22 protein-coding genes and 1 riboswitch are annotated in these 26,510 nt (G+C 62.7%); of the genes, 7 read left to right on the top strand and 15 right to left on the bottom strand.

Annotated features, from left to right (window positions below; translation table 11 throughout):
- The first annotated feature begins 1 nt into the window (after window position 1).
- Window positions 2-1,420, top strand: coding sequence for an NAD(P)(+) transhydrogenase (Re/Si-specific) subunit beta (locus tag CXY73_RS13460; RefSeq protein ID WP_104135195.1), 1,419 nt, complete (start codon window positions 2-4; stop codon window positions 1,418-1,420).
- 216 nt (window positions 1,421-1,636) lie between these two features.
- Here CXY73_RS13460 and CXY73_RS13455 read toward each other — a convergent pair whose 3' ends face one another.
- From CXY73_RS13455 to CXY73_RS13440, 4 genes are all read right to left on the bottom strand, one after another.
- On the bottom strand, window positions 1,637-1,975 hold the full coding sequence (locus tag CXY73_RS13455; RefSeq protein WP_104135194.1) for a hypothetical protein: 339 nt from the start codon (window positions 1,973-1,975) through the stop codon (window positions 1,637-1,639).
- A gap of 57 nt (window positions 1,976-2,032) precedes the next feature.
- Window positions 2,033-3,259 carry a calcium:proton antiporter gene (locus CXY73_RS13450; RefSeq protein WP_104135193.1) on the bottom strand — a complete coding sequence of 409 codons (1,227 nt, stop codon included), beginning with the start codon at window positions 3,257-3,259 and terminating at the stop codon, window positions 2,033-2,035.
- Between the two features lie 123 nt (window positions 3,260-3,382).
- Complete coding sequence (locus CXY73_RS13445) at window positions 3,383-4,168, bottom strand: DUF6671 family protein (RefSeq protein ID WP_233198336.1); 786 nt, start codon at window positions 4,166-4,168, stop codon at window positions 3,383-3,385.
- Between the two features lie 181 nt (window positions 4,169-4,349).
- Entirely contained in the window at window positions 4,350-4,634 is a 285-nt protein-coding gene (locus CXY73_RS13440; RefSeq protein ID WP_104177996.1) for a MarR family transcriptional regulator, read from the bottom strand.
- Window positions 4,635-4,774: 140 nt separating this feature from the next.
- On the opposite strand from CXY73_RS13440, the gene CXY73_RS13435 reads away from it, so the two are divergent.
- The 5 genes from CXY73_RS13435 to mmsB all read left to right on the top strand — a co-directional run bounded on the left by CXY73_RS13435 (window position 4,775) and on the right by mmsB (window position 10,745).
- Window positions 4,775-5,719: a sodium-dependent bicarbonate transport family permease gene (locus CXY73_RS13435; RefSeq protein ID WP_104135191.1), complete on the top strand. Its 945-nt coding sequence runs from the start codon at window positions 4,775-4,777 to the stop codon at window positions 5,717-5,719.
- 5 nt (window positions 5,720-5,724) lie between these two features.
- The gene (locus CXY73_RS13430; protein WP_104135190.1) at window positions 5,725-6,027 is read left to right on the top strand and encodes a transcriptional regulator; all 303 of its coding nucleotides are present in this window, start codon (window positions 5,725-5,727) and stop codon (window positions 6,025-6,027) included.
- Window positions 6,028-6,488: 461 nt separating this feature from the next.
- Window positions 6,489-8,453, top strand: coding sequence for a M13 family metallopeptidase (locus CXY73_RS13425; protein WP_104135189.1), 1,965 nt, complete (start codon window positions 6,489-6,491; stop codon window positions 8,451-8,453).
- Between the two features lie 261 nt (window positions 8,454-8,714).
- Window positions 8,715-9,698, top strand: a complete 984-nt coding sequence (locus CXY73_RS13420; protein ID WP_104135188.1) for a serine hydrolase — start codon at window positions 8,715-8,717, stop codon at window positions 9,696-9,698.
- 153 nt (window positions 9,699-9,851) lie between these two features.
- Window positions 9,852-10,745, top strand: a complete 894-nt coding sequence (gene mmsB, locus CXY73_RS13415) for a 3-hydroxyisobutyrate dehydrogenase (protein ID WP_104177995.1) — start codon at window positions 9,852-9,854, stop codon at window positions 10,743-10,745.
- A 245-nt stretch (window positions 10,746-10,990) separates the two neighbouring features.
- Here mmsB and CXY73_RS13410 read toward each other — a convergent pair whose 3' ends face one another.
- The 3 genes from CXY73_RS13410 to CXY73_RS13400 are packed head-to-tail and all read right to left on the bottom strand — an operon-like array spanning window position 10,991 to window position 15,248.
- A complete protein-coding gene (locus CXY73_RS13410) occupies window positions 10,991-11,965 on the bottom strand; it encodes a Gfo/Idh/MocA family protein (RefSeq protein ID WP_104133917.1) in 975 nt (324 codons plus the stop codon).
- A gap of 32 nt (window positions 11,966-11,997) precedes the next feature.
- Window positions 11,998-13,044, bottom strand: coding sequence for a zinc-binding alcohol dehydrogenase (locus CXY73_RS13405; RefSeq protein WP_104177994.1), 1,047 nt, complete (start codon window positions 13,042-13,044; stop codon window positions 11,998-12,000).
- Between the two features lie 2 nt (window positions 13,045-13,046).
- Window positions 13,047-15,248, bottom strand: coding sequence for an alpha-galactosidase (locus CXY73_RS13400; RefSeq protein ID WP_199185372.1), 2,202 nt, complete (start codon window positions 15,246-15,248; stop codon window positions 13,047-13,049).
- Between the two features lie 132 nt (window positions 15,249-15,380).
- Here CXY73_RS13400 and CXY73_RS13395 point away from each other — a divergent pair, with 132 nt between their 5' ends.
- Window positions 15,381-16,592, top strand: coding sequence for an ROK family transcriptional regulator (locus tag CXY73_RS13395; RefSeq protein WP_158252931.1), 1,212 nt, complete (start codon window positions 15,381-15,383; stop codon window positions 16,590-16,592).
- A gap of 359 nt (window positions 16,593-16,951) precedes the next feature.
- Here CXY73_RS13395 and CXY73_RS13390 read toward each other — a convergent pair whose 3' ends face one another.
- The 8 genes from CXY73_RS13390 to CXY73_RS13350 all read right to left on the bottom strand — a co-directional run bounded on the left by CXY73_RS13390 (window position 16,952) and on the right by CXY73_RS13350 (window position 26,282).
- Entirely contained in the window at window positions 16,952-18,247 is a 1,296-nt protein-coding gene (locus CXY73_RS13390) for an ADP-ribosylglycohydrolase family protein (protein ID WP_104177993.1), read from the bottom strand.
- Window positions 18,248-18,250: 3 nt separating this feature from the next.
- Entirely contained in the window at window positions 18,251-19,102 is an 852-nt protein-coding gene (locus CXY73_RS13385; RefSeq protein WP_104133922.1) for a carbohydrate ABC transporter permease, read from the bottom strand.
- Window positions 19,099-20,022: a carbohydrate ABC transporter permease gene (locus CXY73_RS13380; protein ID WP_104177992.1), complete on the bottom strand. Its 924-nt coding sequence runs from the start codon at window positions 20,020-20,022 to the stop codon at window positions 19,099-19,101. The genes CXY73_RS13385 and CXY73_RS13380 overlap by 4 nt, the downstream gene beginning before the upstream one ends.
- Window positions 20,023-20,054: 32 nt before the next feature.
- Window positions 20,055-21,332, bottom strand: a complete 1,278-nt coding sequence (locus CXY73_RS13375) for an extracellular solute-binding protein (RefSeq protein ID WP_104133924.1) — start codon at window positions 21,330-21,332, stop codon at window positions 20,055-20,057.
- 1,217 nt (window positions 21,333-22,549) lie between these two features.
- Window positions 22,550-23,374 (bottom strand): energy-coupling factor transporter transmembrane protein EcfT, encoded by an 825-nt coding sequence (locus tag CXY73_RS13365; protein ID WP_104136923.1) that lies wholly within the window; start codon window positions 23,372-23,374, stop codon window positions 22,550-22,552.
- Window positions 23,371-25,053, bottom strand: a complete 1,683-nt coding sequence (locus tag CXY73_RS13360; protein ID WP_158254126.1) for an ABC transporter ATP-binding protein — start codon at window positions 25,051-25,053, stop codon at window positions 23,371-23,373. The genes CXY73_RS13365 and CXY73_RS13360 overlap by 4 nt, the downstream gene beginning before the upstream one ends.
- Complete coding sequence (locus tag CXY73_RS13355) at window positions 25,046-25,660, bottom strand: ECF transporter S component (protein WP_104177989.1); 615 nt, start codon at window positions 25,658-25,660, stop codon at window positions 25,046-25,048. The genes CXY73_RS13360 and CXY73_RS13355 overlap by 8 nt, the downstream gene beginning before the upstream one ends.
- Window positions 25,650-26,282 carry a YkoF family thiamine/hydroxymethylpyrimidine-binding protein gene (locus CXY73_RS13350; RefSeq protein WP_104177988.1) on the bottom strand — a complete coding sequence of 211 codons (633 nt, stop codon included), beginning with the start codon at window positions 26,280-26,282 and terminating at the stop codon, window positions 25,650-25,652. Before CXY73_RS13350 ends, CXY73_RS13355 begins: the two co-directional genes overlap by 11 nt.
- A gap of 17 nt (window positions 26,283-26,299) precedes the next feature.
- A riboswitch (TPP riboswitch) is annotated at window positions 26,300-26,410 on the bottom strand.
- Between the last annotated feature and the right edge of the window lie 100 nt (window positions 26,411-26,510).

Genomic DNA, 26,510 nt, shown 5'->3' with positions numbered 1-26,510 from the left:
CATGGACATCCTCGTCTACGCCCTCTATATCGTCGCCGTCGCCATGTTCATTATTGGGCTCTCCGGGCTGACCGCGCCCCGGTCCGCTGTGCGCGGCAACAAAATCGCTGCGGCTGGCATGGGCGTCGCCTTCATCGCGACCCTGATCCACATCCGCGACACCAGCAGCTGGTTGGTGATCGTCGCAGCTCTCGTCGTGGGCGTGATCGTCGGTATCCCGCCTGCACGGAAGGTAAAGATGACGGCGGTGCCGCAGCTCGTCGCCCTGTTCAACGGTGTTGGCGGTGGAACCGTCGCGCTCATTGCCTGGGGTGAGTTCATTGAAAGCGACGGCTTCACCGGCCTGCGCGTTGCCTCCGGACCGGTTCTCCCTCTCGTGATCGCCTCCCTCTTCGCGGCCATCATCGGTTCACTATCGTTTTGGGGTTCCGTCGTCGCCTTCCTCAAATTGCAGCAGATTCTGCCCGGGCATCCGCTGTCGGTCGGCCGACTGCAACAGCCGCTGAACGCGATCCTGTTCCTGGGCTCCGTCGTCGCGGCCATCATCGTCGGTATCGGCTCGGCCAACACCGGCGCGGACCCGGTCTGGTTCGGCGCAATTCTCATCTTGGCGGGCATCCTCGGGGTCATGACCGTGCTCCCGATCGGCGGCGCCGACATGCCGGTCGTTATCTCGCTGCTGAACGCGCTCACCGGTCTCTCCGCGGCGGCGGCCGGGCTCGCGCTGAACAACATTGCGATGATCGTCGCCGGCATGCTCGTCGGGGCCTCGGGTACTATCCTCACTAACCTCATGGCGAAGGCAATGAACCGGTCCATTCTCTCTATCGTGGCCGGCGGCTTCGGCGGCGGTTCCAAGGGCGTTGCGGCCACGAGCAGCGGAGACCAACTCGCAAAGTCCACCTCGGCAGCGGATGCCGCCATCAAGCTCGCTTACGCCAATCAGGTCATCGTCGTGCCAGGCTACGGACTCGCCGTTGCCCAGGCTCAGCACGCGGTAAAGGACATGGCCAAGGTGCTCGAGGCACGTGGCATCGAGGTCAAGTATGCGATCCACCCGGTGGCCGGGCGCATGCCGGGGCACATGAACGTGCTCCTCGCCGAGGCCGACGTCTCGTACGACGCGATGATCGAAATGGACGACATCAACGACGAGTTCTCCCGCACCGACGTCACCATCGTCATCGGCGCCAATGACGTCACCAACCCAGGCGCACGTACCGACCCGAACTCGCCCATCTTCGGGATGCCCGTACTCAACGTCGACCAATCTCGCGCGGTGATAGTGCTCAAGCGCTCAATGAGCTCTGGCTTCGCCGGCATCGAGAACCCGCTGTTCTTCGGCGCCAACACCACGATGCTCTTCGGCGACGCTAAGAAATCCGTCGCCCAGGTGACCGAGGAGCTCAAAGCGCTGTAGGCAGTCGCCTCTGTCATGTCGGCGCCCATCCGCGCTCAAAGATAGAAGGATGAAACGGATGCCCAATGCTAAAACCACGCGCTACCGAGCCAGGATCGCCAGTCCAGCCTGGGTCGCGGCATCCACGAGCGCACGAGCGCGAAACAGGTGGTTGGCGGCTGCCAACAACAGGTCATCATCGTTGACCGCGGGCGCGGTGCCATAGTTCTGACGAAATCATTCACACGCGCTGGCAAAGGAGTACATCGCCCAGCCATCGCCCGATAGCGGTGCCGGAAAGTTTCCCGGTCCCCGCCGACCCTGCGCGATCAGCTGCAGCCCTCCATCGCTGTGCCCGACCCGCTGCGTAACGGTCTTCAGTGACACGACATCTTCTTGCTGCACGCCGACGACGCGAAACCCGGCCCGACCGGCGTTCTCGACGACACCCACGAGTGCGGCGCTCAGACTGCCGGACTCGCGCGTGACCATGAGTACACTGCGACCGTCTTCGGTTTCGCGAGTTGTGCTCTCAAACCCCGCGTCAACGAATCGGTCGTAGTCGTCATCAACCAAGACCCGGTCGAATCAGGAATTATCATCATGTTTAGTTCGCCCTTGAGCAAAGTGCAGCTAAGGGGCAAAGAGGAGAACGGTGAACATGCCGAACAGCACTAGGTGGACAGCTCCGTGGAGGGCAGTGGTGCGGGGCGAGAAGTAGGTGATGATGCTCGTTGCCAGTGTCACCGCGATGAGCACCATGTTTGCGTTTGATTCCCCAAGAATGACCTCTTGGCCTGTCATTAGGCCGATGATCAGTACTGCCGGGATGGTGAGTCCGACCGTGGACACGAACGCCCCGAGCCCGAGGTTGAGGGTGCGTTGGCCCTCGTTGGCCAGCGACGCCCGAACTGCGGTTATCGCCTCCGGTGTGAAGACGATGATCGCGATGATCACCCCGCCCAACGCGACGGGGGCACCCGTGGCCGCGATACCAGCGTCGACCAGGATCCCAAGGTCGTGGGAGAGCAGCACGATCGGCAGGACAGTGCCGACTAGCAGGAGCGTCCGCCGAACAAGCTCGCCTCTGCCGACGCCGACGCCGACGACAGCGGTCGCACGAGAGTCGGAACGGGGTTCGGGAATATTGGCGGTAGTGACGCTTCCAAAGATTGCCTGAGCGTGGCTGGGCTGCTTGAACAACGCCCGGCTCTTCCCCGTCTGCAGGTAGATGAAGAACCCGTAGAGTGCCGCCGCCAGCACCGAGACGGCGATGGCTTGCGCGGGCACCAGACTCCCGTTGGAGGTGGACACTGTGAAGTTTGGCAGTACGAGCGTGCACAGCGACAACACGGCGATCATCGCAACATAGACCGACGCGCCTTCCATGTTGTAGCGCTGCGGGCCGTGCTTCATGCCGCCTAGGAGGAGGGACACACCCATGACCCCGTTGATGATGATCATCATGACGGCGAATACCGAGTCGCGTGCGATCGTCGTCGAACCCGACGGCCCAAGCATGACGGCGGAAATGAGGACCACTTCAATGATGACGACGGTCAATGTCAGAATCAGCGTCCCGAATGGTTCTCCCAGCTTGTGGGCCAGCTCCTCAGCCTGGTGGACAACTCCGAACGCGGCGACCATGATCGCTGCGAGGACGATCAGAAACACGCCCACCGCGACTGCCACACTCGGCGGGTGGGCGACAAGATCACGGCCGACTGTCAGCACACCGATCGAGACCAGCCATGCGATCGCGAGGGTCACCGTCGTTGATCGGCTCAACAGAACCCGCCAGCCGTCATTCGAGCGGACCTGGGTAGGGGTAGGAGAATTCGCGGGGTGCTTGGTGGACATGAGCCTGCCTTTATTGGAGGCCGTCCCCCTGCAAACCGCAGCGCCCGAGGTCGTCCCGTGACGCATGAACGCAGCGTGCATTCATCAAATAGACGATACCAGAATCGTGGTTCTCACCGGAGATCACGGGTTGCAGGTGTCGCAAAAACGCGGGTCGGCGTAGCTTCGGTCGGTGAACTCGCGAGTGTAGCGATGAGGACAGATGAGGCATCCCTGAGTTTCAGCGCGGGTTGCGTTCGTGGGCGCGTAGCAGTCGCTGCAAGGTAGTCCTGCCACTCGTTCTACGCTCCAGAAACCTGGGGTGCCGCAGGCTGGACACAGGGAGCGCAGTTTCTGTGCGAGGTCTTCGGCCGCGAGACGGATGTTTTCCATACGCGTTGGATTGGCATGGGCGCGCACGTCTGTCTCGAGAAAAACGTGGCCGTTTTTCGATTCCGCCAGCGCCCACGCAAAGGTGATTTCCAGTTCCGTCCAGGCGGCGATTCCCTTGCGGATGCGGGGGTCGTGTTCACTTTCCGGGCGTACGACTACGTGGTGTTTGGGAAACTTCGATTTGCGGGCGAACGTTTCGGCCGTTCCCCAGTCCGCTGTCAGCAGGTGGGCGAAATTTGCTTTGCCTTGCGCCACGCCCACGATCTCCAACTCGCGCTCACGGTCGAGCCAGATAAGGATTTCAACGTTCCAGGGGAACATCCCCATGAACGGATCCTGACCAAACGATCCCTCGCTGGCAAGGCCCAGGGGTAATGTCGACATTTCCATACCCATGCGCGCTTTCTTGCGCGCCGCCTCAAGCTGTGTGCCGGCGCGGGGGATATCGCGGGTGAAAGTACCGAGTAGATCCGTGTCGTAGCCCACGACGTGTTCGACCCGGCAACCAAGTTCTCGTTCCAACACAGGACCGACCACGCGCTCCTTGCCATGCTGGGTAAGCAGAGCGACCCGTTTACCGGAGTAGATGGAGATCGAGTCAGAATTGCCTGAATCACTGCAGACCACAACTCACCGGTCCTGCTGACCAGGAGTTGCTGGCACAGACTTTTCGAAGACAGTGCCACACGGTAAAGGCTGGCGGTTTCGACCTCGGCGGCTAGACACGGTCTATGGATCCAACCGCTCTGAGAAGCTCACCAATGTGGTGGTGGCGTTCCAGAGGATGCCGAAGAGGTAAGTCTGGGTAGAGCTGATAGCTGTTGCGCCGTCCGTCGCGTTGACGTGTGAGATACCCATCTGCGACAAGTTCGGCGATGATGCGCTGGGCGGCGCGTTCGGTGATGCCCACTTCGACTGCGATATCGCGCAATCGCATGCTGGGGTCTTGGAAAACGCAGAGCAGAACGTGTGCGTGATTAGTAAGAAAGGTCCAGTCGGCCATCGTCTCAGCATAGACGATACACGCTCCACAATACGCGCTAGTGTTAGCACGTATTGGTCAGCGTGCATTGACGGGGTTGGTCACCATGGAGTCGCGCCGCTTCTTCGAACTTCGAGCAGAGTAAATCAGAGAGCCACAATGTGATCGATCCCATCATTCTTTTCTTTCTGCTCGGAGCCGTGGCCGGCCTCCTGCGTTCAGAGTTGCGTCTTCCGGCGGCGATTTACGAGTTCGTCAGTATCGTGCTGTTGCTGGCCATTGGCCTCAAGGGCGGCGTGGAACTCGCCAGGCAGCCCTTCGCCAGTCTGCTGCCACAGATGCTCACGGTGGTGGTCATGGGCTTTGGCCTCACCCTGTTCGCATTCCCCGTACTGCGTTATCTGGGCCGTTTTAAGCGAGCGGATGCGGCATCTATCGCGGCCCATTACGGTTCCGTGAGCGTGGGCACCTACGCCGTGGCCGTCGCCTACCTCGGCAGCCAGCAGATCTCGTTCGAAGAACACATGCCGCTGCTTCTGGTGCTGCTGGAAGTGCCAGCTATCCTCGTAGGAATTGTTCTCGCGCGAGGCATCTCGCGCGAGACGGCGTGGAAATCGATCGCCCATGAAGTGTTTCTGGGAAAGGGCATCGTGCTACTCTTGGGCGGACTGTTCATCGGCTGGGTAGCTGGCCCGGACGGGTTGTCGTCCATCGAACCGCTGTTCGTGGATCTCTTCAAGGGAATTCTCGCTCTCTTTCTGCTGGAGATGGGCTTGATTACGGCGACACAAATGGGAAGCCTGCGCCGACACGGCCCATTTCTGGTGGTCTTTGCAATCGCAATGCCGCTTTTTTCGGCGTTGGTGGGAACGTGGCTGGGGTGGTCTTTGGGCCTCTCCATCGGAGGAACGACCATTCTGGCGACTCTGGCGGCTAGTGCGTCCTACATTGCGGTACCGGCAGCCATGCGCACCTCTGTACCCGAGGCCAACCCCACCCTGTCCCTGGCCGGTGCACTCGGGATAACATTCCCGTTCAACGTCATGATCGGAATTCCGCTCTACCACGCACTCGCCGTGTGGGCTCACACGTTCGCGAAAGGTTGAACCCAATGCACCGCCATACACGCAAGCTGTTGACCGTCATCACCGAAGCCGCTCTCGAGAGCACTCTCGTTCGGGATATCGATCGGCTTCACGCCCACGGGTATACCATCACTGACGCTCGCGGCAAGGGGAGCCGTGGTACTCGCAACGCAGGCTGGGAAGCGAATGGGAACATCCGCATCGAGGTGGTGTGCGACACAGCGACAGCTGTGAATATCACCGCCTATTTTCAAGAGCATTACTACGACGACTACGCCATGATCCTGTTCGTAAGTGATATTGAAGTACTCCGACCTGAGAAATTCTGAGACCCAACTCAGGTTCGTCCGGTGATTTATCGCAGGCGTCGGTGACTGTCCGTGGGTCTGCACAATCCTTCCGCAGGGCAACCGGATCGGGCAGCGCCGAGCGATCCCGCATCCAGTCTCAACGCGTCTCGCATTTCGATTCGTGTTTGTGGTGGCTCGAAACCTACGTGTGGGAACACATAGGTTGAAAGACGCCTGCCGCGATCATTGGGGTCGTTCAACGGGTGTCCGACTCGTCGATCGCGGCTGTCGCACGGGGCCGTCGCTCCATCCGTCTCCAGGAACCGCCCGTAAGCGGGCTCAGGGTGATGGGCGTGTAAACGACTGCGATGATGCCGAAAGCTAGTGGCAGACCGATCGTGTCGGCGGCATGTATACCCCGGAACATGAGTACGCGGCGTGGCCGCGCCCGCGGCACGCCTGCACGGCTCCCAGCCACCGGCCCCAGATAAGCTGAACCCATGACTGAGCTGGCGACTGCATCCGGAATCAACACAAGCGAACTCGACCCGGAGGTGCGCCCGCAAGACGACCTCTTTCGGCACGTGAATGGCCAGTGGATCGCGCGCAGCGAGATTCCCGCCGACAAGGCCCGTTGGGGCTCCTTCATGATGCTCGCCGAAGACGCTGAGAAGGCCGTGCGCGAGATCATCGTCGAGGCGCAGACTGCGCCGGCTGGCAGCCTCGAGCGCAAGTTCGGCGACCTCTACACGAGCTATCTCGACGAGGAACGCATCGAAGCGCTCGGTGCGGCACCATTGCAAGAAGACCTTGCAGCGGTCGACGCGATCACCACCATCTCCGAACTGCTCGCGACTCTCGGCCGCCTTGAACGTGGCGGAGTTGCCGGAGCCTTCCACCTTTACGTCGACAACGACCCAGGCAACCCAGAACGCTACCTCGTCTTCATCGCGCAGGGCGGCATCGGCTTGCCAGACGAGTCCTATTACCGTGAAGAAAAGTTCGCAGACATTCGCACCAAGTACCAAGAATTTCTCGAGCGAATGCTCACCCTCGCCGGTTTCACCGACGCCGCCCCCCGCGCAGCGCGTGTTTTCGACCTCGAGACCGAACTCGCCTCGCACCACTGGGACAAGGTCGCTACTCGCGACAGTGAGAAGACTTACAACCTGCGCACCTGGGGCCAGGTCTCCGCGCTAGCCGCCGGCGTCGATGTCGACCTGTGGCTTGCGGGCCTCGACGCCCCGGCCGGCGCCCTCGAGGAGGTCGTCGTGCGCGAGCCCAGCTACATCGCCGGACTCGCCGCCACCCTCACCGACGACCGCCTGGAATCATGGCAGGACTGGCTGCGGTGGCAGGTCATCCGCTCGAGTGCTGCGTATTTGTCCGGCGAATTTGTCGAGGCGAACTTCGACTTTTATGGTCGCACCTTGAGCGGCACCCCGCAGTTGCGAGATCGTTGGAAGCGTGGCGTCTCACTCGTGGAGGGCGCACTCGGCGAGGCTGTCGGCCGCATCTACGTGGAGCGCCACTTCAAGCCAAGCGCCAAGGCCAGCATGGACGTGCTCGTGGCCAATCTTGTGCAGGCCTACGAAAACAGCATCAGCACTCTCGAATGGATGACCGAAGAGACACGCACACGAGCCCTCGAGAAGCTCAGCAAATTCACGCCGAAGATCGGCTATCCGGTGAAGTGGCGCGACTATTCAAGCCTTGAGATCAACGCCGACGACCTGATCAGCAATGTCAAAGCCGCCGGAGAGTTCGAGTTTCAGCGCGAGCTCGGCAAAATCGGCAAGCCGCTCGACCGCGACGAATGGTTCATGACCCCGCAGACCATCAACGCCTACTACAATCCCGGATTCAACGAGATTGTTTTTCCGGCGGCAATTTTGCAGTATCCGTTCTTCGACGACGCGCGCGACCCGGCCGCCAACTACGGCGCGATCGGCGCGGTCATCGGCCACGAGATTGGCCACGGCTTCGACGACCAGGGCTCCAAGTACGACGGCGACGGCCGGCTCACCGACTGGTGGACCGCCGACGACAAAGCCGCATTCGAGCTGCGCACGACGGCGCTCATCGCACAATTCGAGGGCCTCGAACCGCTGGCTATCCCGGGCAACACAGTGAACGGCGCGCTCACAATCGGCGAGAACATCGGCGACCTCGGCGGGCTCTCCATCGCTTGGAAGGCCTACCTGCTCTCGCTCGACGGCCAGGAAAGCCCGGTTATCGACGGCTTCACCGGTGCCGAACGGTTCTTCCTCTCGTGGGCCCAGGCCTGGCAAATGAAGCTGCGCGACGCTGAGGCCATCCGCTTGCTGGCCATCGACCCGCACTCGCCGAACGAGTTTCGCTGCAACCAGATCGTCAGCAACATTCCAGCGTTCTACGCGGCGTTCGACGTTTCCGAAGCGGATGCCCTCTGGCTTGCCCCCGACAAGCGCGTCACGATCTGGTAGCGGCACTGTCAGTGGCGGGCGAGTCGCGTTGGCGCGCCGGGGCCCGGGTGGCGTGTCAGGACCTAGTGTCGGGGCTTTTGACCTCGGCCAGTCCGTGCGTCTCCGCCTGGGTTAGGGTTGGCCGTGCGCCTTGGTCCGACCAGAGGCTGACATTGAGCGGTTTGGCGCTGGCTGAGCAGATTAGCGCTGAGCCGATGGACTCAGTTGGGCGCAGTCCGGTTTTGTAGTAAGCGGCAGCACCGAGGGAGGAATGCGCCAACGATGGTCTTCTCCAGTGGTTCTGCGGGCGGTTCTGGTTCTAGCGACGGCGGCGGGCATCGGTCTGGCCAGAATGCGGGCGATGCCGTCGCCTCAGGCGGCTTCGTGCGTTCCCGCCACGCCGCAGCGCCCGGTGGTAAACACCGTGGTGCCGAGGCTCCAGAAAGCTTCGCTCGCGGCTTCGCTGCACTGGGCGATCTCGCCTTGAACGGTGTGCAGGTCTCGGCCCGGGCGACCGACCTCGCGACCGGGCGGGTCTTGTTCTCGGTCGACGACCACGTCTCGATGCCGACCGCAAGTATCGGCAAGGTGCTGCTGCTGATCGAGGTGGCCGCGCGCCTGAAAGACGCCGAGTTCGGAATGGCCACGATGCTCGAGCGAACGAATGTCGATGCCGTGAGCGATTCCGGCGTCTGGCAGCACCTGCAGGTGGCCCGATTGGGCGTGGCCGACCTTGCCGCCCTCGTCGGGGCGACGAGCGACAACCTCGCGACGAATGTGCTCATTCGAGCCGTCGGGCTGCACTCGGTGCGCGCCCGCACCGAGCAGCTCGGCCTCAGCCGCACGGCACTGCTCGACCTGGTACGCGACAAACGCGGGCCGGATGACGCACCCCAGCTGTCGGTGGGCAGCGCCAAGGAACTGACCTGGCTGTTCACCGCGCTCGCCCGCGGCGAGATCGTGGACGCCGAGACGAGTGCGCGCGTTATCGGCTGGCTGTCGCTCAACACCGACCTGTCGCTCGTGGCGAGTGCCTTTGGGTTGGATCCCCTGGCGCACCGGGAGAGCGACCATGGTTTGCTGATGGTCAACAAGACCGGGGCTACCGCCGGGGTACGCAGCGAGGTGGGTATCCTCCGTGGCCCTCGGGCCGGTGCGACTTACGCCGTGTCGATGGCGTTCGACGACGCCCTGCTGATGGCCCGTCTTGCGGTGCTCGACGGGATGCGCGCTGTCGGGGCTGACCTGCTGGAGTACGTGCACTGAAGCATTCAGGGCGTTCGCCGAGACGTGAAACTTGGATCGGTTATAATTTGTCGGCCCTAAATTCACGTCTCAGCGACCGGGCAGCCCGCCAAGTTGTGCCATCGTGTACAGGACGGGCATCGACGCCCGTCACCTGAGCGAAGGAGCTATGCCATGGCGGTTATCGGATGGATTGGACTCGGCCACATGGGTGGCCCCATGACGGCGAACCTGGTAAAGGCGGGCCACAGTGTGCGCGGCTTCGACCTCAACGCCGAGGCCCTCGATGCCGCAGTCGCCGCTGGCGTGACCCGCGCGACGAGCATCAAGGACGCCGTTGAAGGTGCCGAGGTCGTCTTCACCATGCTTCCCAAAGGCGAGCACGCCCGCGCGGTGTACTTCGGCGAAGCGGGAGTGTTCGCCAACGCCGACCTGAAAACGCTTCTGGTGGAGTCCTCGACGATCGACATCGAATCGTCCCAGGCTCTGCATGACGCGGCGATAGCGGCGGGTTTTCGCCTCGTTGACGCCCCTGTTTCCGGCGGCATCACCGGTGCTGAGGCCGGCACGCTGACCTTCATGGTCGGCGGTGAAGCGGATGCGGTCGCCGCCGCGACCACCTACATCCAGCCAATGGCGGCGAACATCATTCCGACCGGTGGTGCAACGACCGGTCAGGCGGCGAAGATCTGCAACAACCTCATGCTGTTCATCAACCTCGCCGCAACTTCCGAGGGGGCGGTGTTGGCCGAGCGGCTGGGACTGGACCCGCAGGTGTTCTGGGATATCGCATCCGTATCATCGGGCGACAGTTGGGCGCTGCGAACCTGGTATCCGATCGAGGGCGTGGTGCCGTCGGCGGCCGTGAACCGTGATTTCGCGCCGACCTTCACCGCCGAGCTCGCCAATAAGGACATCGGCCTCGCGGTCGCCGCCGCGGTCGCCACCGACACGCAGCTCGAGATCGGCAAGCACGTGGCTGAGTTGTTCCAGCGCCTGGTCGACCAGGGTCAGGGCGGCAAAGACTGCTCGATGATCGTGAAGCTCGTCGACGGCACCCTGGCGTGACGCTGCTGCGGCGAGGTGTGAGTCCGTGACGAATTCACACGCTTTGCTGGGTCGAATTGACACCTCGGTGCGCGACTGCGAACATACCGGACTTTACGATCCGTGGCAGGGCGTCAATGTGTGTGACGACACCTGTGGACATTGCCGGTTGGTGGCGGTGTCCTGTGCCCCGCCGTGTCGTTAGCCTTCGATGATGAGGATGCTTGCGGCGACCACGTCCCGGGCACGATTTGTGTACGAAGGTGTTATTCGTTCGGGTAGCGTAGACCGATCTTTGCCCGGATAGCATCCATTGTGCGCATGATCGTCACCGATTCCTCGGGAGTGATCAGGGCGCTGCGTTGATTGCCGTCTCGGATGACGCGTTCCACTTCGGCCGCTTGAAACTGCATGCCACGTCCGGACACTGGTTGGTCATAGACGTCAATCAGTGAATTCCTTGCGTCGTAAAGCGACATCGTGGTTGGTGCGTACCAGGTGTCCGCGATCTCGATGCGGCCCTCGGTGCCAAGGATTGTGGCTCGGTTGGGTCCTCGCGTCTGGAGTGATGAGAACGATGTCGAAATCGCGCCGTTCTCGTGAGTGAGGATCGTCGCGACCGACGCGTCAACTCCCGATCGTGTGAACGTTGCGTGAGCGTCGATGTCGACGGGTTCACCAAGAACATCGTGTGCGAAGGAAATGGGGTAGATGCCGAGGTCTAAGAGAGCGCCACCGGCTAGATGCAGGTTGTTGATGCGGTGGGTATCTTCACGGGGAAGGTTCTGGGTGTGGTCGGCGTGGAGGGAACGGATCTCCCCGAGGCGGCCCGCCGCGATCAATGTGCGCACGTGTGCCATGTGTGGGAGGAACCGCGTCCACATGGCTTCGACCACTACGAGGCCCGTTCGCAGGCCGAGTTCGACGACGTTGGAAGCCTCTGCTTGGGTGAGAGTAAACGACTTCTCGACGAGGATGTGTTTGCCGTGCTCTAGCGCGAGTGTTGCGTTTTCGTGGTGCAGGTTGTGTGGCGTTGCAATGTAAATCACGTCGACGTTCGGGTCAGCAGCGAGGTCCTCATACGAACCATGGGCGCGGGGAATTCCATGGGTTGCCGCGAAAGCCTCGGCTGACGCGAGAGAACGCGACCCGACTGCCGTCACCCGGTGGCCGTGGGCGATCAGGTCTTTCGTGAACGCTCCGGCGACGCCCCCCGTTGCGAGGATCCCCCAGCCAATCATCCCGTCAGATCGTGGGAATGGGTCCCGCATCCTCACGACGCCGCCCGGTAATCGAGGACTACTTGCAGCGCGTCCTCCGGCGACGCGTCGAGCATCTTGAAGGCGGCAGGAGCGTCCTCCGCTGGCATCGTATGCGTAATGAGCGAGGTGACGTCGAGTTGGCCGTCGCTCACAAGTCGGAGCGCCGTAGTTGACATGCGTAACTCGTTCCAGCGGTGCTGAAGCGCTGGTGAGACACCTGAAATCTGGGATCCGATGATGGAGATGCGATTGTGGTGGAATTCGTTGCCGAGTTGAACGGGGGTCGCAGCGCCTTGGAAAAACCCTCCGACAATGACGCGCGAGCTGTATGCCGCGGTGCGTACGGCCTCGTGAAGTGCATGATAGCTGCCACTCATTTCGATAGTTACATCGGCCCCACGATTCTCCGTGAGCTGACGGACTCGCTCTGCCACGTCGTCGGCGGCCGGGTCAAGCGTGAGGGAGGCGCCGAGGCGCTCTGCGAGTTCTCGGCGCCCCGGGAGCAGGTCGACGGAGACCACGCGCCCTCCGTTGAGCCGAGCAAGTTGTGCCACGATTTGTCCGGGGACGCCGGCTCCGAATACGACAACAGTCTCGCCGACGTGGATGTCGGCGTCGAGTACGGCATTGAGAGCGATCGCTCCGATCTTCGCAAAGATGCCTGCGACGGGATCGAGTCCGTCTGGCATGAGGCGGTCCATGACCCACGGCATGGGGCGAACGACGGACGACCGGTGGCCCCACGTTCCCCATACGAGGCGGCCGATCAGCCCTGTGTCCACGCCGTCGCCGACCGCTGTGATGGTGCCAACCTCTTCATAACCCCAGGCATCGAGCGGGTAGGAGTGCGTCGAGTCGCCCGGTACAAACAACCGGCGGCGAGCATCCCATTCGCTGTTAAGATACGGGTTGCTACCGCGGTACGCGGTGAGCTCCGTGCCGGCGGAAATGCCGGAATACAGGGTTTCGAGGCGCACCTCGCCGGCGCCAACGGGAGCGTCCTCAAAGTCGACGACTTCTGCCAGGCCGGGTGAAGTAAAACGAACGAGCCGTCCCATGTTCAGTTCCTTTCGGTTGTGAGGTTGGTGAGTAAGTCTGCACGATCAACGGCGACAAGCCTGAAGAGCAGGGCCTGCTCTGGATACAGCATGGGCGCCGGGAGCCCGATACGACCGAGGACGCTTCCGGAGAGGGCTACGGGCTCCGTCCACCACGACGGTGCTCCGCCCTTTACGCGCATGAGAGCTGAAGCGGACAGCTCAATCGGTTCGATGCGGTAGGTGACTTCGTCGCGCAGACCGGGGATTCGGATGCGACCGGGGTGCACAGCCACACTTGTGGCGAGTGCGACGAATGAGATGATCGCGCGGTCTTGGTCGGGGGCGACGTAGCCGTGTGCCCAGTACGCCTCATCCGGGTAGTCGCTGTGCACGGCAGTGCCGGTATGAATGAGTTCCCGCTCTTGTTTGTAGAGGTCAACCCAGGCCGCGAGCTGGTCAAGCTCCGTGGTTGATGCGTCGCGGAGGTCCCACTCGATCCCAAAATGCCCAAAAAGCGCCGTGGCCGCGCGGAACGCGAGCGCGTGGGTGCGGTGGGTCGTGTGCGCCGTCGCTGCGCCGACGTGCGACCCAACAAGCTCCGGGGGCAGGAGCAGCCCCGTCCAGCGTTGGATCTGCTGGCGCTCGAGGGCGTCGATGCAATCGCTCGCCCACACGCGCTGTGTGCGCTCGAGCACAGCGAGGTCGACTCGACCACCGCCGGATGAGCACGACTCGATCTCAAGTCCTGAATGTCGCCGATGCAACTCGTCCATGAGCGCATACGTCGCGAGGGTCTGTGCGTGCACGCGTGGAGCGCCTGTCAGGCGATCACCAGCTTCCACGAGGTCGCGGTTGTGGTCCCACTTGATGTAGTCGATGTCGTACTCGTTTATCAGGGAACTTATCGACTCAAGAATGTATTCGAACGCCGCAGGGATCGTTAGGTTGAGAACCTGCTGCGAGCGGCCAGGGATGGGGAGTCTGTTACCTGGCGCGAGAATCCATTCGGGGTGCGCTCGGGCGACCTCTGAGTCTTCGTTGATCATCTCCGGTTCAAACCAGAGCCCGAACTGCATACCGAGGGAGCGCACGACCGTGACGAGGGGGCCGAGTCCGTCCGGCCAGATGTTGCGGTCAACTTGCCAGTCACCGAGCCCTGCTCGATCGTGGCGGCGGTGGGTGAACCAGCCGTCGTCGAGGACGAACCGCTCCACGCCTACGTGTGCACCGAGCTCGGCGAGCCTCGCCAGTGAGTCGAGGTCTTGGTCAAAGTACACTGCCTCCCAGGTGTTAAGTACAACCGGCCGGGGGCTCACCGGGTGCGACGCTCTTCCGCGAAGATGCTCGTGGAACGACGCGGCGATGTCGTCAAGACCGTTCCCATACGCCGCGTAAATTGCCGGGGAAGAATAAGTGGCACCCGGCTTGAGGATCATTTCTCCGGGCAGAAGAAGTTCACCGCCGCCGAGCACACGCGATCCGGTGATTCCTAGCTCGGCGAAGGTGGAGTGATTGCCGCTCCAGGCGGTGTGAACTGTCCATACCTCGCCGGAGCGGAAGCCGAAGCCCGGCGTGCCGGCTGCGAGAAGGATGCTCGCGTCCGAGCCAGTGCGACCGCGCCGTCCTTCCCGGAGATGCGTGCCGACCACGAAGGGATGGCGTTGGGGAGTACGCTCTCGAAGATGCCGACCCGCAAAGTCGAGGAGCTCGCCGGCTTCGGCAGGGACAGGGAGGACGACGCGGAGTGCGTCGACCGAGTAATCGCTGTCCTGTGCGATGTTCGTTAGACGCGCCTCGAGACGGAGCAGCCCGGACGGCAGGAGTGTGATCGTGGTTGTGAGCTGCAACTCAGCGACGGTGTCCGTTGCCTCGGCCACCAGGGATTGAATCGAGCCAGCCGATCCGTCGATGCGCCAGCTCGACGCCGTGAACGCCGTCGAGAAGGATGTGCCACTTCGATGCCCCTCCAGACCCGGGGTGCCCATCCATCCCGCTGACTGCTCGGGAAGCAGCGTCGGCGACCGTCGGGTCTCAAGCAGATCGGCCCCACCCTGGGTCTCGGCGAGGGAGCGGAGGAAGGCTTGGTCGGTGGAGGTCGCAGTGAAGGGAGCGCCCCAATGGAGGATGCGTGGAATGCCGGAGGACACGTCGATCATTACACACGTTCCGCTGGCCTCGAGCGTGACCAGCTGCGCCACGTTTACTGCTGTCGATACACTCATCCGCGCCCCATTTTCACTCTTTTAGATTCCATGCTGGAACTATTAAACCAAAGTATGGCATACTCAAACGGCGCGACCACGGCCGCGAACATGGCAAGTCAGATAATTCTTGGAGAAGATCGGAGTTTGGCGATGGACGGTGTCGAATCCGACGTCAGCTCGCTGCTCTCCGCGCCGTCGAAGGCCGTTGCGATTGAGGTTCTCGTGCATGGCGCCCAGTCTCGAGCTCGGCTCGCGCGCCGTATGGGGCTCTCGCCAGCGACCCTCACGCGACTCGTAAAGCCTCTGCTCGAAGGGGGCGTGCTCCTTGAGTCGGACGCCGTCCGTTCTCCCGGTCGAGGACGTTCCTCCCTTCCCCTTGATGTGGTCCCTGACCGGTACAAATTCGTTGGCGTGAAGCTCACCGAGGAAGCCATCTACGCCGTCGTCACTGACGTGCGGTCGCGCATCAGCGATCAGGTTCGTGTGCCGCTCGGCTCCCTTGACGTGTCGGATGTCGTGGCTGCCGTGCACGACATTGTCATGGACTTCCAGTCGGGCATGGACCAGCCCCTCGATGCTGTTGGCGTAACGGTAGGCGGCCGGGTCGATGAGGGTGAGATTGTTGCGGATTCTTCCTTCCTCCAGTGGCGCGATGTGCCCTTTCGCTCCCTATTGGGGGCGGCCCTCAGAGTTCCCGTTTACCTGGATAACGACGTTGTCGGCCTTACCAAGGCCCAGCAATGGTTCGGTCATGGCAAGGGGTACTCGAGCTTCGCTTTGCTTACTGTTGGTGCCGGAGTTGGATATGGCCTCGTCATCAATGACCTGATGATTCCGACTTCTCTAAACCCTCTTAGCCACTATCCCGTTGATCCGTCGGGACCGCTGTGTCCGCTCGGGCATCGGGGCTGCATGACGGCATTCTTGTCCTCGAGCTCGATCACCGCGGCGGTGTCTGCCGCACATGGCCGTTTCATCGAATACGACGATGTTCTCGAGATGGCCAGGTCTGGGGATGCGCCAGCTGTTCGTGTCGTCCAGGAAGCCGCTCGAGCCCTCGGCCGTGCAGCATCCGCTATTACGGCGTTTACCGGTGTGAAGCGGATCATTCTTTCGGGCGAAGGAATCCACCTCGCCGAGGCGGCGCGATCGAGCGTTGACGAGGGTCTGTCTGAATATGACACCGACAGTGCCCTCCACAGCGAACTCATTGTGCGTCCCATGGACTTCACCGAATGGGCAAGAGGCGCGGCCGTTATTGCTATTCAAAAAACGTTTCCTAGAAGTTCACCCGGTGGGACTGCGGGCAGCGAAGCAGTCGCCTCAGTAGCGTATTCGACAGCTGTAATCGACTCTGAGTAACCATCTGACCGGCATTAGTGTCGCACCGACAGTGGTTGCCGTCTCCGCGAGCGCGGGCAGGGGTCCCTCATTTTCAGGCGTGAACCGTCGTAGCTGTTTGCAGTGAAGGCCTGTGCGTGACGGTTTTAGTTTCATAATAAAACTATATCAAGAGACCGAATGGGCGTCTGAGGTTGCGCGCAACACGCCGAATTCGTCCCGTCGACCGTAACGGCTGCCCCAGTTCGAGGGTGCGGGGCGCCGAAGTCGCAGCGTCCATGACCGGGCTCACGCTGAGTGTGCTGAGACGCACAGGCGGATCTGATTTGATGCCCAGTGCTCCGGATGGCACAGGGCCGTTGGTGTAGAGGGAGGCCCTGTCATTCCTTCTCGACGAGCCGCAGCGTTCGCGCCGTCAGCTCGTCGATTGTTATGCGGTCGAAGTCGCGCACGGCGCTGCGAACGCGAACGGGTTCGCTGATGAGCAGGGACTCCGGGATGGCGGCCGAGCCATGCAAGGCACCGAAGACGCTACCGACGGTGGCCGCGTTGGAGTCGGTGTCACGGCCGCCCTCGATGGCAATGCCCACCGCGCTGAGAAAGTTTTCTCCCCACAGAAGCCCTGCCGTAATCTGTGCGGCGTTGTTGATTGTGTGCACCCAGCTATAGTGCCCGAGCTCCCGGTCGATCGTGTCGAGTGCGACGACGTGGGTCTCGCCCTGATTGTGGAGGTCAAGCATCCGGTGAAGCGCCTCGGCAAGGCGTGATCCGCTGGGCACGACGGTGAGGGAGCGGTCGAGCGCTTCGCGGGCGGATGACGCGGCGAACGCCGCCGCTACCAGGCCCGCCGCCCACATTGCTCCGTACATGCCGTTTCCGAGGTGCGAGAGTCGGGCGTCGGTGATGGCCAGTGCAGCGGCCGGCCCCGGATTTCCCGGATGAATGTAACCGTAGGTGTCGACGCGAATGAGGGCGCCAATCCATTCCCGGTACGGGTTTCGGTGGGTCGCTGTGGCGGGCGGGGCGAGGCCGGCGAGGAGGTTGCGGTAAGCGGCGCGCTCCGCAGTGTACGTCTGAGTGAACGGCATGCGGTCGAGCCAGAGAGCGGCGAGCTGGTCGGTGGTGAACTCGCGGCCGTGCTGTTCGAGCGCGAGCATCCCGAGGATCGTCCAGTCGATGTCGTCATCGCGGGGAACATCCTGGAACCGGCCCTCGGTTGCGATGGGAGCAGAGGGATGCAGGTGGGCGACACCGTCGGGCAGTGGGCTCAGAAGCGGGAGATATCCGCGGAGGGGCCAGTGACCCGCGGCACGCAGGTAAATTTCCACCTGGGTTCGAGCGAGACCCTCGATTGGCTTGCCGAGCGTGTTGCCGACCACACGTCCGAGCCACGCGCCGCGAATCCGTTCGGGCAGCACCGCGGCGTCGAACTCGGTGCGGGGTGCAGCGTCACAGAGTGCGTAAAGCACGTGCTCGTCCCGTGGTTCGTCGTACGGCCAGTCGGGCAGGGGCCGCAACTCAGCGAGCCGAACCTCGACCGCCGTGAGGTGTTCCAGATCACCGTCTGCTGCCGCCCGTTTGGCTTCCTCGAGGAGGTCCCCGACGGGATAGCCGCTCACCTGTAATTCTTCGGCCTCGTCAGGCACGAGGTCCCGGGGATCGAGTACGTTGTGCATTTCTTAACCTTTCACTGCGCCGGAGAGGAATCCCTCGGTCACTTGACGTTGCAACAGGATGAACAGGAGCACGACCGGCAAGATTGTAATGAGCGCCCCGGCCGCCAACGGTCCGATGTCGACGGACCGACCTCCGACGAAAAGATACAGTCCCGTGGTCAGCGGGCGGTATTCGCCGCTGGGCAGGTACAGGAGGGGCACGAGAAAGTTGTTCCAGTTCTGCAGGAACGTGAAGACTGTCAGGGTTCCGATCCCCGGGGTGGCCAGCGGCAACATCACTTGCGCGAAGATGCGTGCCTCCGACGCGCCGTCGATTCGGGCAGCCTGCTCGAGCTCATCAGGCAGGTCAGAGAAGAATGCGCGCATGAAGAAGGCGCCGAACGCGAGCCCGGTCGTGCTGAGCACAAGGATCGTGCCGACGAGAGTGTCGAGCATTCCCATGGTGCGCAGCTGGAAATACAGCGGAATCATGTAAGCGAAGAACGGCACGAGCAAGCCGAGCACCACCGCGTAGAACAGGATGTTTCGACCAGGAAACGGCAATCGGGCGAACGCATATCCCGCCATGGTGGAGAGCACAACTGTGAGCACGGTGCTCGGGATCGTGAGGAGCACGCTGTCGAGCAGGTGTGAGCCGAACTCGCCGACGGTCCAGGCCTGCACGATGTTCTCGAACGAGAACGACGAGAAGAGGCCGAACGGATTGACCTTAACATCCTGCTCGGTTTTGAGAGCGGTAGAGAGGATGAGAATCACCGGGAACAACGACAGGAGCGAAAGCACAACGAGCAGCAGGTGGTGCGAGGCGCGAGTCGCGCGCTGGCGAGGCGAGAGGCGGATCCTCGAAATACTCATACGGACTCCTGAAACGAGAGCCTACGCTGCAGGCGGTTGAGTGCCACGGCGAAGGGAATGGCGAGCACGGTGATCACGAGCGCGAGCGCCGTGCCGTAACTGATGCGGTTGAGCTGAAAGGCATTGCTGTAGGCATAGGTTCCCAGAACTTCCGTCGCGTTCGACGGGCCGCCACCGGTCATGATGAAAACGATGTCGAAGACGCTGAATCCGCCGACGAGCGTCAGCGTGACGATCATCAGGAATACTGGCATGATTTGCGGGAGAACGATGTACCAGACGCGCTGTAGCGAGTTGGCACCGTCCATCCGTGCCGCATCGAGCAACTCCGCATCGACGTTACGCAACGATGACAGCAACACGACGAAGACGAACCCTGTCGTCGCCCAGACCGCCGTGACAAGAACTGCGCAGAGGGCGGTGTTCGGGTTGCCGAGCCACCCTGTCGCGAGAGCATCGAGGCCGACCGATCGAAGCAATTGGTTGAGCCAACCACGCATCGGATCGTAGATCCAGCTCCACACCACTCCGGCCGCAACGGCGGGGAGGATATACGGAATGAAGAGAGCGACGCGGTACAGCGTGCTGGCCCGGCGCACCGTCCACATCAGTAGGGCCAGCGAAAGTCCGATGACCACCGGTGCTGCCGTGCCGAGAACGATCCAGATGATGTTGTTCATGAATGCTGGGCCGAGTGCGGGATCGGTGGCGAGTTCGACGAAGTTGCCGAGGCCTACGAACGCCGGCGAGGGGTCGACTCCGTTGTAGTCGAGCATCGAGTAGTAGATGGCGTTACCGAGGGGGAAGAGGAAAAAAACGGTTACGAACGCGAGCAGCGGTGCCACGAGGGCGACGCCCAGGCGGGCCTGCGCTCGCCTGGTAACGCGGGGTGCTGAGTGACTTCTGGTCGGTGGATTCATCGTTCTGTTCTGCCTCTTCCCCCTCACGTTCGTCAGTTTCGTGCCGCTACTTCGAGTTCCTCGGCGACCTGCTCGGGAGTCTTCTGCCCGGTGAACAGTGCCTGGAATCCGTCGTACATGGTCTGGTTGAAGAGATCACTGGCGACCACGTCGATGTTCGTTCCGAGATCACTGCTGCCCGCGGCGAAGGTCGCGGTGTCCTCGATCACCTGGGCGAGCAGCGGCAACACTTCGAGATCCTTGGTCTCGATCGGGAAAGCAGGGATGGTTCCAAGATTTTCCACTGCCCACTGGCCGTGCTCCTCCGAGACCAGGAAATCAATGAATTTGATGGCCGCCTCCGGGTTGTCGGTGTTTGCGGACACCAGTGGACCGGACCCCAAGCCGGCCGTGAAGATTCCAGCGCCGTCTTCGCTGGGAAATGGGATGTAGCCAACCTCGAAGTCGGTGTTGGCCTCGACCTCCGGGATAAACCAGCTACCGGTCGGTAACATGGCCGCCTCTTCGGAGTAGAACAGTGCGGCACCGCCGTCGTAGGAGATTGCAGTGGGGAACTCCGGCAGGTAGCCCGCGTCGTTGAAACCGGCCCAGAGCGCCAGCGATTCGATTACTTCGGGCGACGTCCATGAGGCCTTACCGTCGATTAGGTCGGCGACACCCTGAGACCCCACTCGGCTCGCGAGCGTCATGCTCAGCAAGTGACCTGCCTGCCAGCCTTCCTGGTCACTCACTGCGAATGGGATGACTCCGGACTGCTTGATGTTGGCGGCTGCAGCCTCGAGTTCACCAAGGTTTTCGGGCTGGTCGATGCCGAGGTCATCGAACATCGTTTTGTTGTAATACACCCCGACGGTCTCGATGTCGCCGGGAACTCCGATTATTTTGCTATCGACTGTGACGCGGTCCTTCGCGAAGTCGTAGATCTGCCAGTCGTTCTTCTCGTAGCTCTCCGTTAGGTCATACAGGAGCCCCGCGTCGGCGAGGCTGCCGGCGAAGGTGGGACCCGAGCCCCAGTTGAAAACATCCGGTCCGTCACCCGACTGCAGTTGAGTCTGAAGAACCGTGCGCATCGTGTCAAAGGGCATCGCGTCGATTTCGATGAGGATGCCGGGGTTTCTCTCCTCGAACTTCGCGATTCGGGCCTCGATCATCGGCAAGAACTCCGGGTCCTCCTGCTGCTCGACCAGGTAACGGAGGGTGCTGTCTCCCTTACCCGAAGAGGCAGTCGAGCTAGCCGGTGTGCATCCGCTGAGCAGCAGCGCGAGTGCGCCGAGGCCGGCGACAGCGGCGAGTGAATGTCGAGATGTCATTGTTGTCCTTCGAATGTTGCAAGCGGTGGCGAACGGATGTCCGGTTGCCCGGCGGCCTTCGCCGATAGTTTTGATTTGAAACTATTGCGACCGGATCAGGCTCTATATTCTGACTTATTTCTTCCTGGATCGGGGAGATTCGACATTAACAGAGGGTAAATAGTTTTGGACCAAAATTATTTAGAAGTTGGAGAACCCTTTACGCAGTGTCCCCGCATCCCCCCCGTCGAAGTTTGTTGCCCTTTAGCTCAGCCGTACTCTCGGTCGATCGCCGGGTATGCGCACAGGCCATCACCATTCCGGCGATGGTGGCGCGGTCGATCGTTGCGACCGGGTGACTGCGACGACTGACCCACCCGTTGAGCATCAGCAGCGGGAGCAACTGCGCTTCGTTCTTGACCGGCATTGGTAATGGTTTGGCCAAACCCGTGGTCCTGAAGACTCAACCGACGCTCAAGGCATCGCCGCAAACGAACGCATGACGCGCAGCGACCCCCGCCATGCGCTTCGCTCGGGTTGGCGGAGTCTTGGCTTGCCGGCAATGGCAACCCGAGTAGTTAGTCTGACTAACCAGCATGACAATATAATCATGCAACCCAATCCCTGGCTAGCCGATTGGATGCGCGCCGCCCTCGGCGTGCTCTGCACGCTCGCGCCCGGCTCGATCTACGGTACGCGATCGCCACCGCCCGGGAGTTTCTCGCCGATGCCGGCACCAGTGCCGCGGAATGCTTCGGCAGTCCCAAACTGCTACGCCGCCGAGCTCAACCTGCCGACCATTCCGCAACGCACCGTGAATAGTGGGGACTGCGGGAGGGTCTCGGACTGCTCGGACTCCTGGGGTTCATGGTTTCAGCTCTGCCTCTCGTGCAGGGTGAGCCGGTCAGCGTCGACCTGCCCACACTTTCGATGTTCGCGGTCGTGATCATCGGCGCGATGCTGATTCCGACTTTTTTGTCCTCCCTTGTGAGGGTGCGCCCTCGGCGCCTGGATGGTCGTGGTTGCCGTCTTGCGGGGCTTCGCCCTCCCCATCGTCCTGCGCCTGTAGACGGACTCTGCGCAGTCGCTCTTCACCGTGCCCGCGCTCTTTGGCGAGCCGCTCGAGTGCTAGGCGTCCGTGGCCGGGGAAGCCTCCACCGAGCCCGGAGTTTCACTCCGATGCAGCCGCCAAGCCGTGTGCTTGACCCCGATTTGAACGGCAAAGTCACGGGTCGGTGCTAACCCAGGACCTGATATCCGCGGAGAACGCCCAGCAGCGCACTCAGCCCGACAACCACGCCGAGCACGGTCAGCACCGCGGCGGCCATGGCCCAGTCGGTGCGGGTGAGGGGGATACGCCGCCAGGTGCTGCGCGGGGTCAGGCCGAGGCCGCGCGACTCGAGGGATTGCGCCATCCGCTCGCCCTTACGAATCGACAGCACCAGCAGGGCGAAGGCCGCCCGGCCGTATTGACGGAGGCTGCGAGGCGGCTTGCCATTGGCGCGGAGGGGAACGCGCACCGCGTGCGCGTGGCGGATAGTCTGCCACTCCCTCGGTAGGTCCTCGAGCATGCGGTAGCCCGCGAGCACGGCGTAGGTGAGGCGCGAGCCGAGCCGGGCGTGCTGGTGCAGGCTGGTCATGAGGGCGACGCCGTCGGTCGAGAGGACAAAGCCGATCGAGAGCACGCCGATGACGAGGGTGCGCAGGGCGAGAGCGGCACCCACGAGCAGCCCCTCGGTGGTCACGCGCAACGCGCCGGCCTGCCAGAGCACGTCTCCGGGACGGCTGAGGGCATTGACGATCAAAAGGCCGAGGGCGAATGCTAAAAATGGAATATGCGCCAAAACGAATGCCTTTACGGGAATGCGAGCGGTTGCAGCGATCGCACCCAGCGCGAGCAGGTACAGCACCAGTGGTGTGATCGGATCGAAAATGAACATGAGCACCAGGGACACGATGAACAGTAGCGCGAGTTTGATGGTCGGGTTGCGCCGTGAGAGCAGGTTGCCGGGCGGCCTCGTCGGGGCAGCGCCGGTTCGCGTGGTGATGAGTTCGGAGGTCATTTAGTGCCTTCGCCCGTGGTAACGGCAGCATCGAGCTGCCCGAGCACGCGCCGAATCTGCGCATCGGAGCTAAATTCTTCGAGCAAATGCCGAATCAGCGGCGGCAGCACGAGCCCGGCCCGGTTCAGTACCTCATTCAAGCGCAGCACCTCGAACACCGGCCCGTCGGCGATCACCGTGCGGTCGGCCAGCACGATCACCCGGTCGGCCAGGGTCGCAACGGTGCGCAGATCATGACTTGAAAAGAGGATGCTGCACCCCGCGTCGGCCGCCCGGCCGAGCGCTGCCAGGGTTGCGATGGTGTCACGTCGGTCGAGTCCAAAGGTGGGTTCGTCGGCGAGCAGCACCGGCCGATCATGGGCGAGCATGGCGGCAACGCTGAGTCGCCGCTTCTCGCCGCCGCTCAGCCGAAACGGGCTCTGCTCGGCGAGGTGCGTCAATCGGTGCCGCTGCAAAATGGCACGCAGTTCGTCATCGTCCAGAGTGAGCCCATGCCGGATCTCGGCGCGCACGGTGTGTTCCACGAATTGGTGCTCGGCATTCTGAAAAATCATGCCGGGTCGGGCGCCGGTGACGGTACCGGCCGATGGCCGGGACAGCCCCGCTAGCGTGAGTAACAGGGAGGTCTTGCCCGCGCCATTGCCGCCGAGCACCGCCACGATTTCGCCGCCCCGCAGGGTGAGGCTCACCCCGGCGAGAACCGGTGTAGCCGTCCCGCTCGGCGCGCGGACGCAAGCTCCACCTCCGCGATCAATGGTCAAATCCGTAGCGGTCAGAACGTTCCGGCCGAAGTTCTGGCGTCTCCCCAAAGCTCTGACCGGCTCGCCGAGTGACCGAATGCCGGCGCGCACGGCGGGCTCCCCCAACCCGCCGGAGCAACCGGTGACGGCGAGCAATTCAGTTTCGAGCGGCAGCCAGCATCCGTTTCGATTAAGCGACGGCCCGTGCTGGGCGAGCACGTCGACCGTGGGGCCATCGGCAATGACGGTTCCGGCCTCGCCGAGCACGAGGGCGCGCGGCGGCAGCCCAGCGATACCCCCCGTGCCTGCGAACTCGTCGATGCGGTGTTCGACCAGCACGACGGCCGGCCGGTAGGTGTCGACGGCCGAACGGATGGCGCGGCGCACGGCGCCAAGGCCCGCCGCGTCGAGCATCGAGGTGGGTTCGTCCAGCAAGAGCACGGCCGGTTCGGCGATGAGGGTGGCGGCGAGGGCAATGCGCTGGCCTTCCCCACCGGACAGCTGCGCGGTGGACCGGTGTCGCAGCATTCGTGCCTGCACAGCGTCAAGCGCGCGATCGATGCGAGCTGAAATGAGCGCCGGGTCGATACAGCGGTTTTCGAGCGGCAGCGCGAGTTCCTGTTCGACATCGGGCAGGCAGACCGACGACGAGGGGTCTTGCGCGACCACGCCGACGAGCCGGGACAGCTCGACGACGGAGGTATCGGCGGTGAACGTCCGGCCCAAGCGCACACTGCCGCCGAGGGAGGCCACGACCGAGTGCGGAATGACACCGGTGATGGTCTGCAACAGGGTTGATTTACCCGAGCCGGAGGCGCCGACCACGATGAGCTGCTCGCCCGGTGCGAGGCGCACCGACACGTCGGTCAGTACCGCATCCTGCCGACGCGGGAATCGCACCGATACGTCCTGCAGCGTCAGGATATCGGTCTCAGGCACGGGCGAGACGGTCGCGGCCGATCGCGAAGTTGTCGACGACGCCGGTCTTGTCGAGGGCATCGACGATGATTTTGGCGAACAGCCCGCCGATAATCACGCCGGAGATCAGCTGGATGGCGAGGCGCAGCAAAAAGATCTCCTGGCCGTACCAGCCAGAGCGAAATGCCGAGTAGAAGAACACCAGCCCGGCGCCGAGCAGCCCCGAGAGCGCGTAGGTTCGCCAGCTGTAGTTGCGGTATCGGGTGAGAGCGAACGGAATCTCGCTGCCGGCGCCCTGAATGGCGGCGCCGACGAAGAGCAGCGGCCCAACCATGGAACCGAGAAAGACGACCTCGATCACCGAAGCGATCACCTCCGCAAAGATGCCGGCGAACGGGCGTCGTACGATGGCGATCGCGATCGGGGCGACGAGCAGCCAGGAGCCGAGCAGAAAGTGCTGCGCGAGGTCGCCGGCCGGACCCATCGCGATCGACAGGGCGGTCCAGGCCTGCACGAAAATCCAGTACAGAAAGCCGAACACGACACCGAGCACGACGACAAGAACGAGATCTTTCAGGCTCCAACGCTTATTGTGAGCGGATGCCGGCCGGCTTAGGTCAGGACGCATTGGAATTCACGCTCGGGCTGTTGATGGAAATCGTCGCGTGGGTCGCCACGTGCTGCACGGTTCGGCCGGCCACGATCCAGCCGGCGGCGATGACCTGCAGCACCAGGGCGAGGTCGCCCTCGAGCCGGGTGACGAAGTGTTCGCTGTGCACAGCGAGCCCGGAGGTCTTGGCGCTGTCGATCGCAGCGTAGATGTCGCGCATGTGATCTGCGGAACCGGCGTCGTCTTCCAGTGGATAGAGTGCCCATTCCGCGACGGCGTGCACGCCGGTGGGGGCGAGGTCCACGACCTCGGCGAACAGTCCGCCGGTGGGCGGCAGGGCGCAGGTGACCTCGCCGGGGCATCCTCGGGAGAATTGCACCGTTGCCGTCACGTGGGCGCCGCTGCGGCTTGCGCCCGCCACGACCTGGCTGACGTAACGCAGCAGGTCGGGTTCGGCGCCCGATAGGTAGGTGCTGACGACGCCGGTCTGGGTGGTGAGCCCGGTGGAGTCGGCCGCCTTCAAAGCGCCGAGAATGACGGCGGCATAGTCGTCGCGCATGACGGCGAGGGTGAGGCGCGCGCCAATGCCGAATTCTGCCGGGGTGGCGGTGAAAATTGGAGTTGGAATGATCGTGCCCATTTCTTTCGTGGGGGCACGGGAATGACGAGTCAGCCTCCCTGCGCTGGCATGATCCAGATCAGGTTCGACGGTCGAAGCCTCTGCAGCTTCCTCTCAGCCCGATTAATCGGACTCCCGTGTTGATACAACGCAAGTATGGCATGCCCTAGCCGGGTCGAGGTCGCAAAGGTTGGTGGCCCGGGCTCGGCGCGCGAAAGCCGAGCCGGGCAGGGGTGCCGAGGCCATGGT

The sequence above is a fragment of the Cryobacterium sp. Y50 genome (assembly GCF_002929805.1).
Classification (GTDB): Bacteria; Actinomycetota; Actinomycetes; order Actinomycetales; family Microbacteriaceae; genus Cryobacterium.
This window is presented reverse-complemented; position numbering and strand designations above follow the sequence as displayed.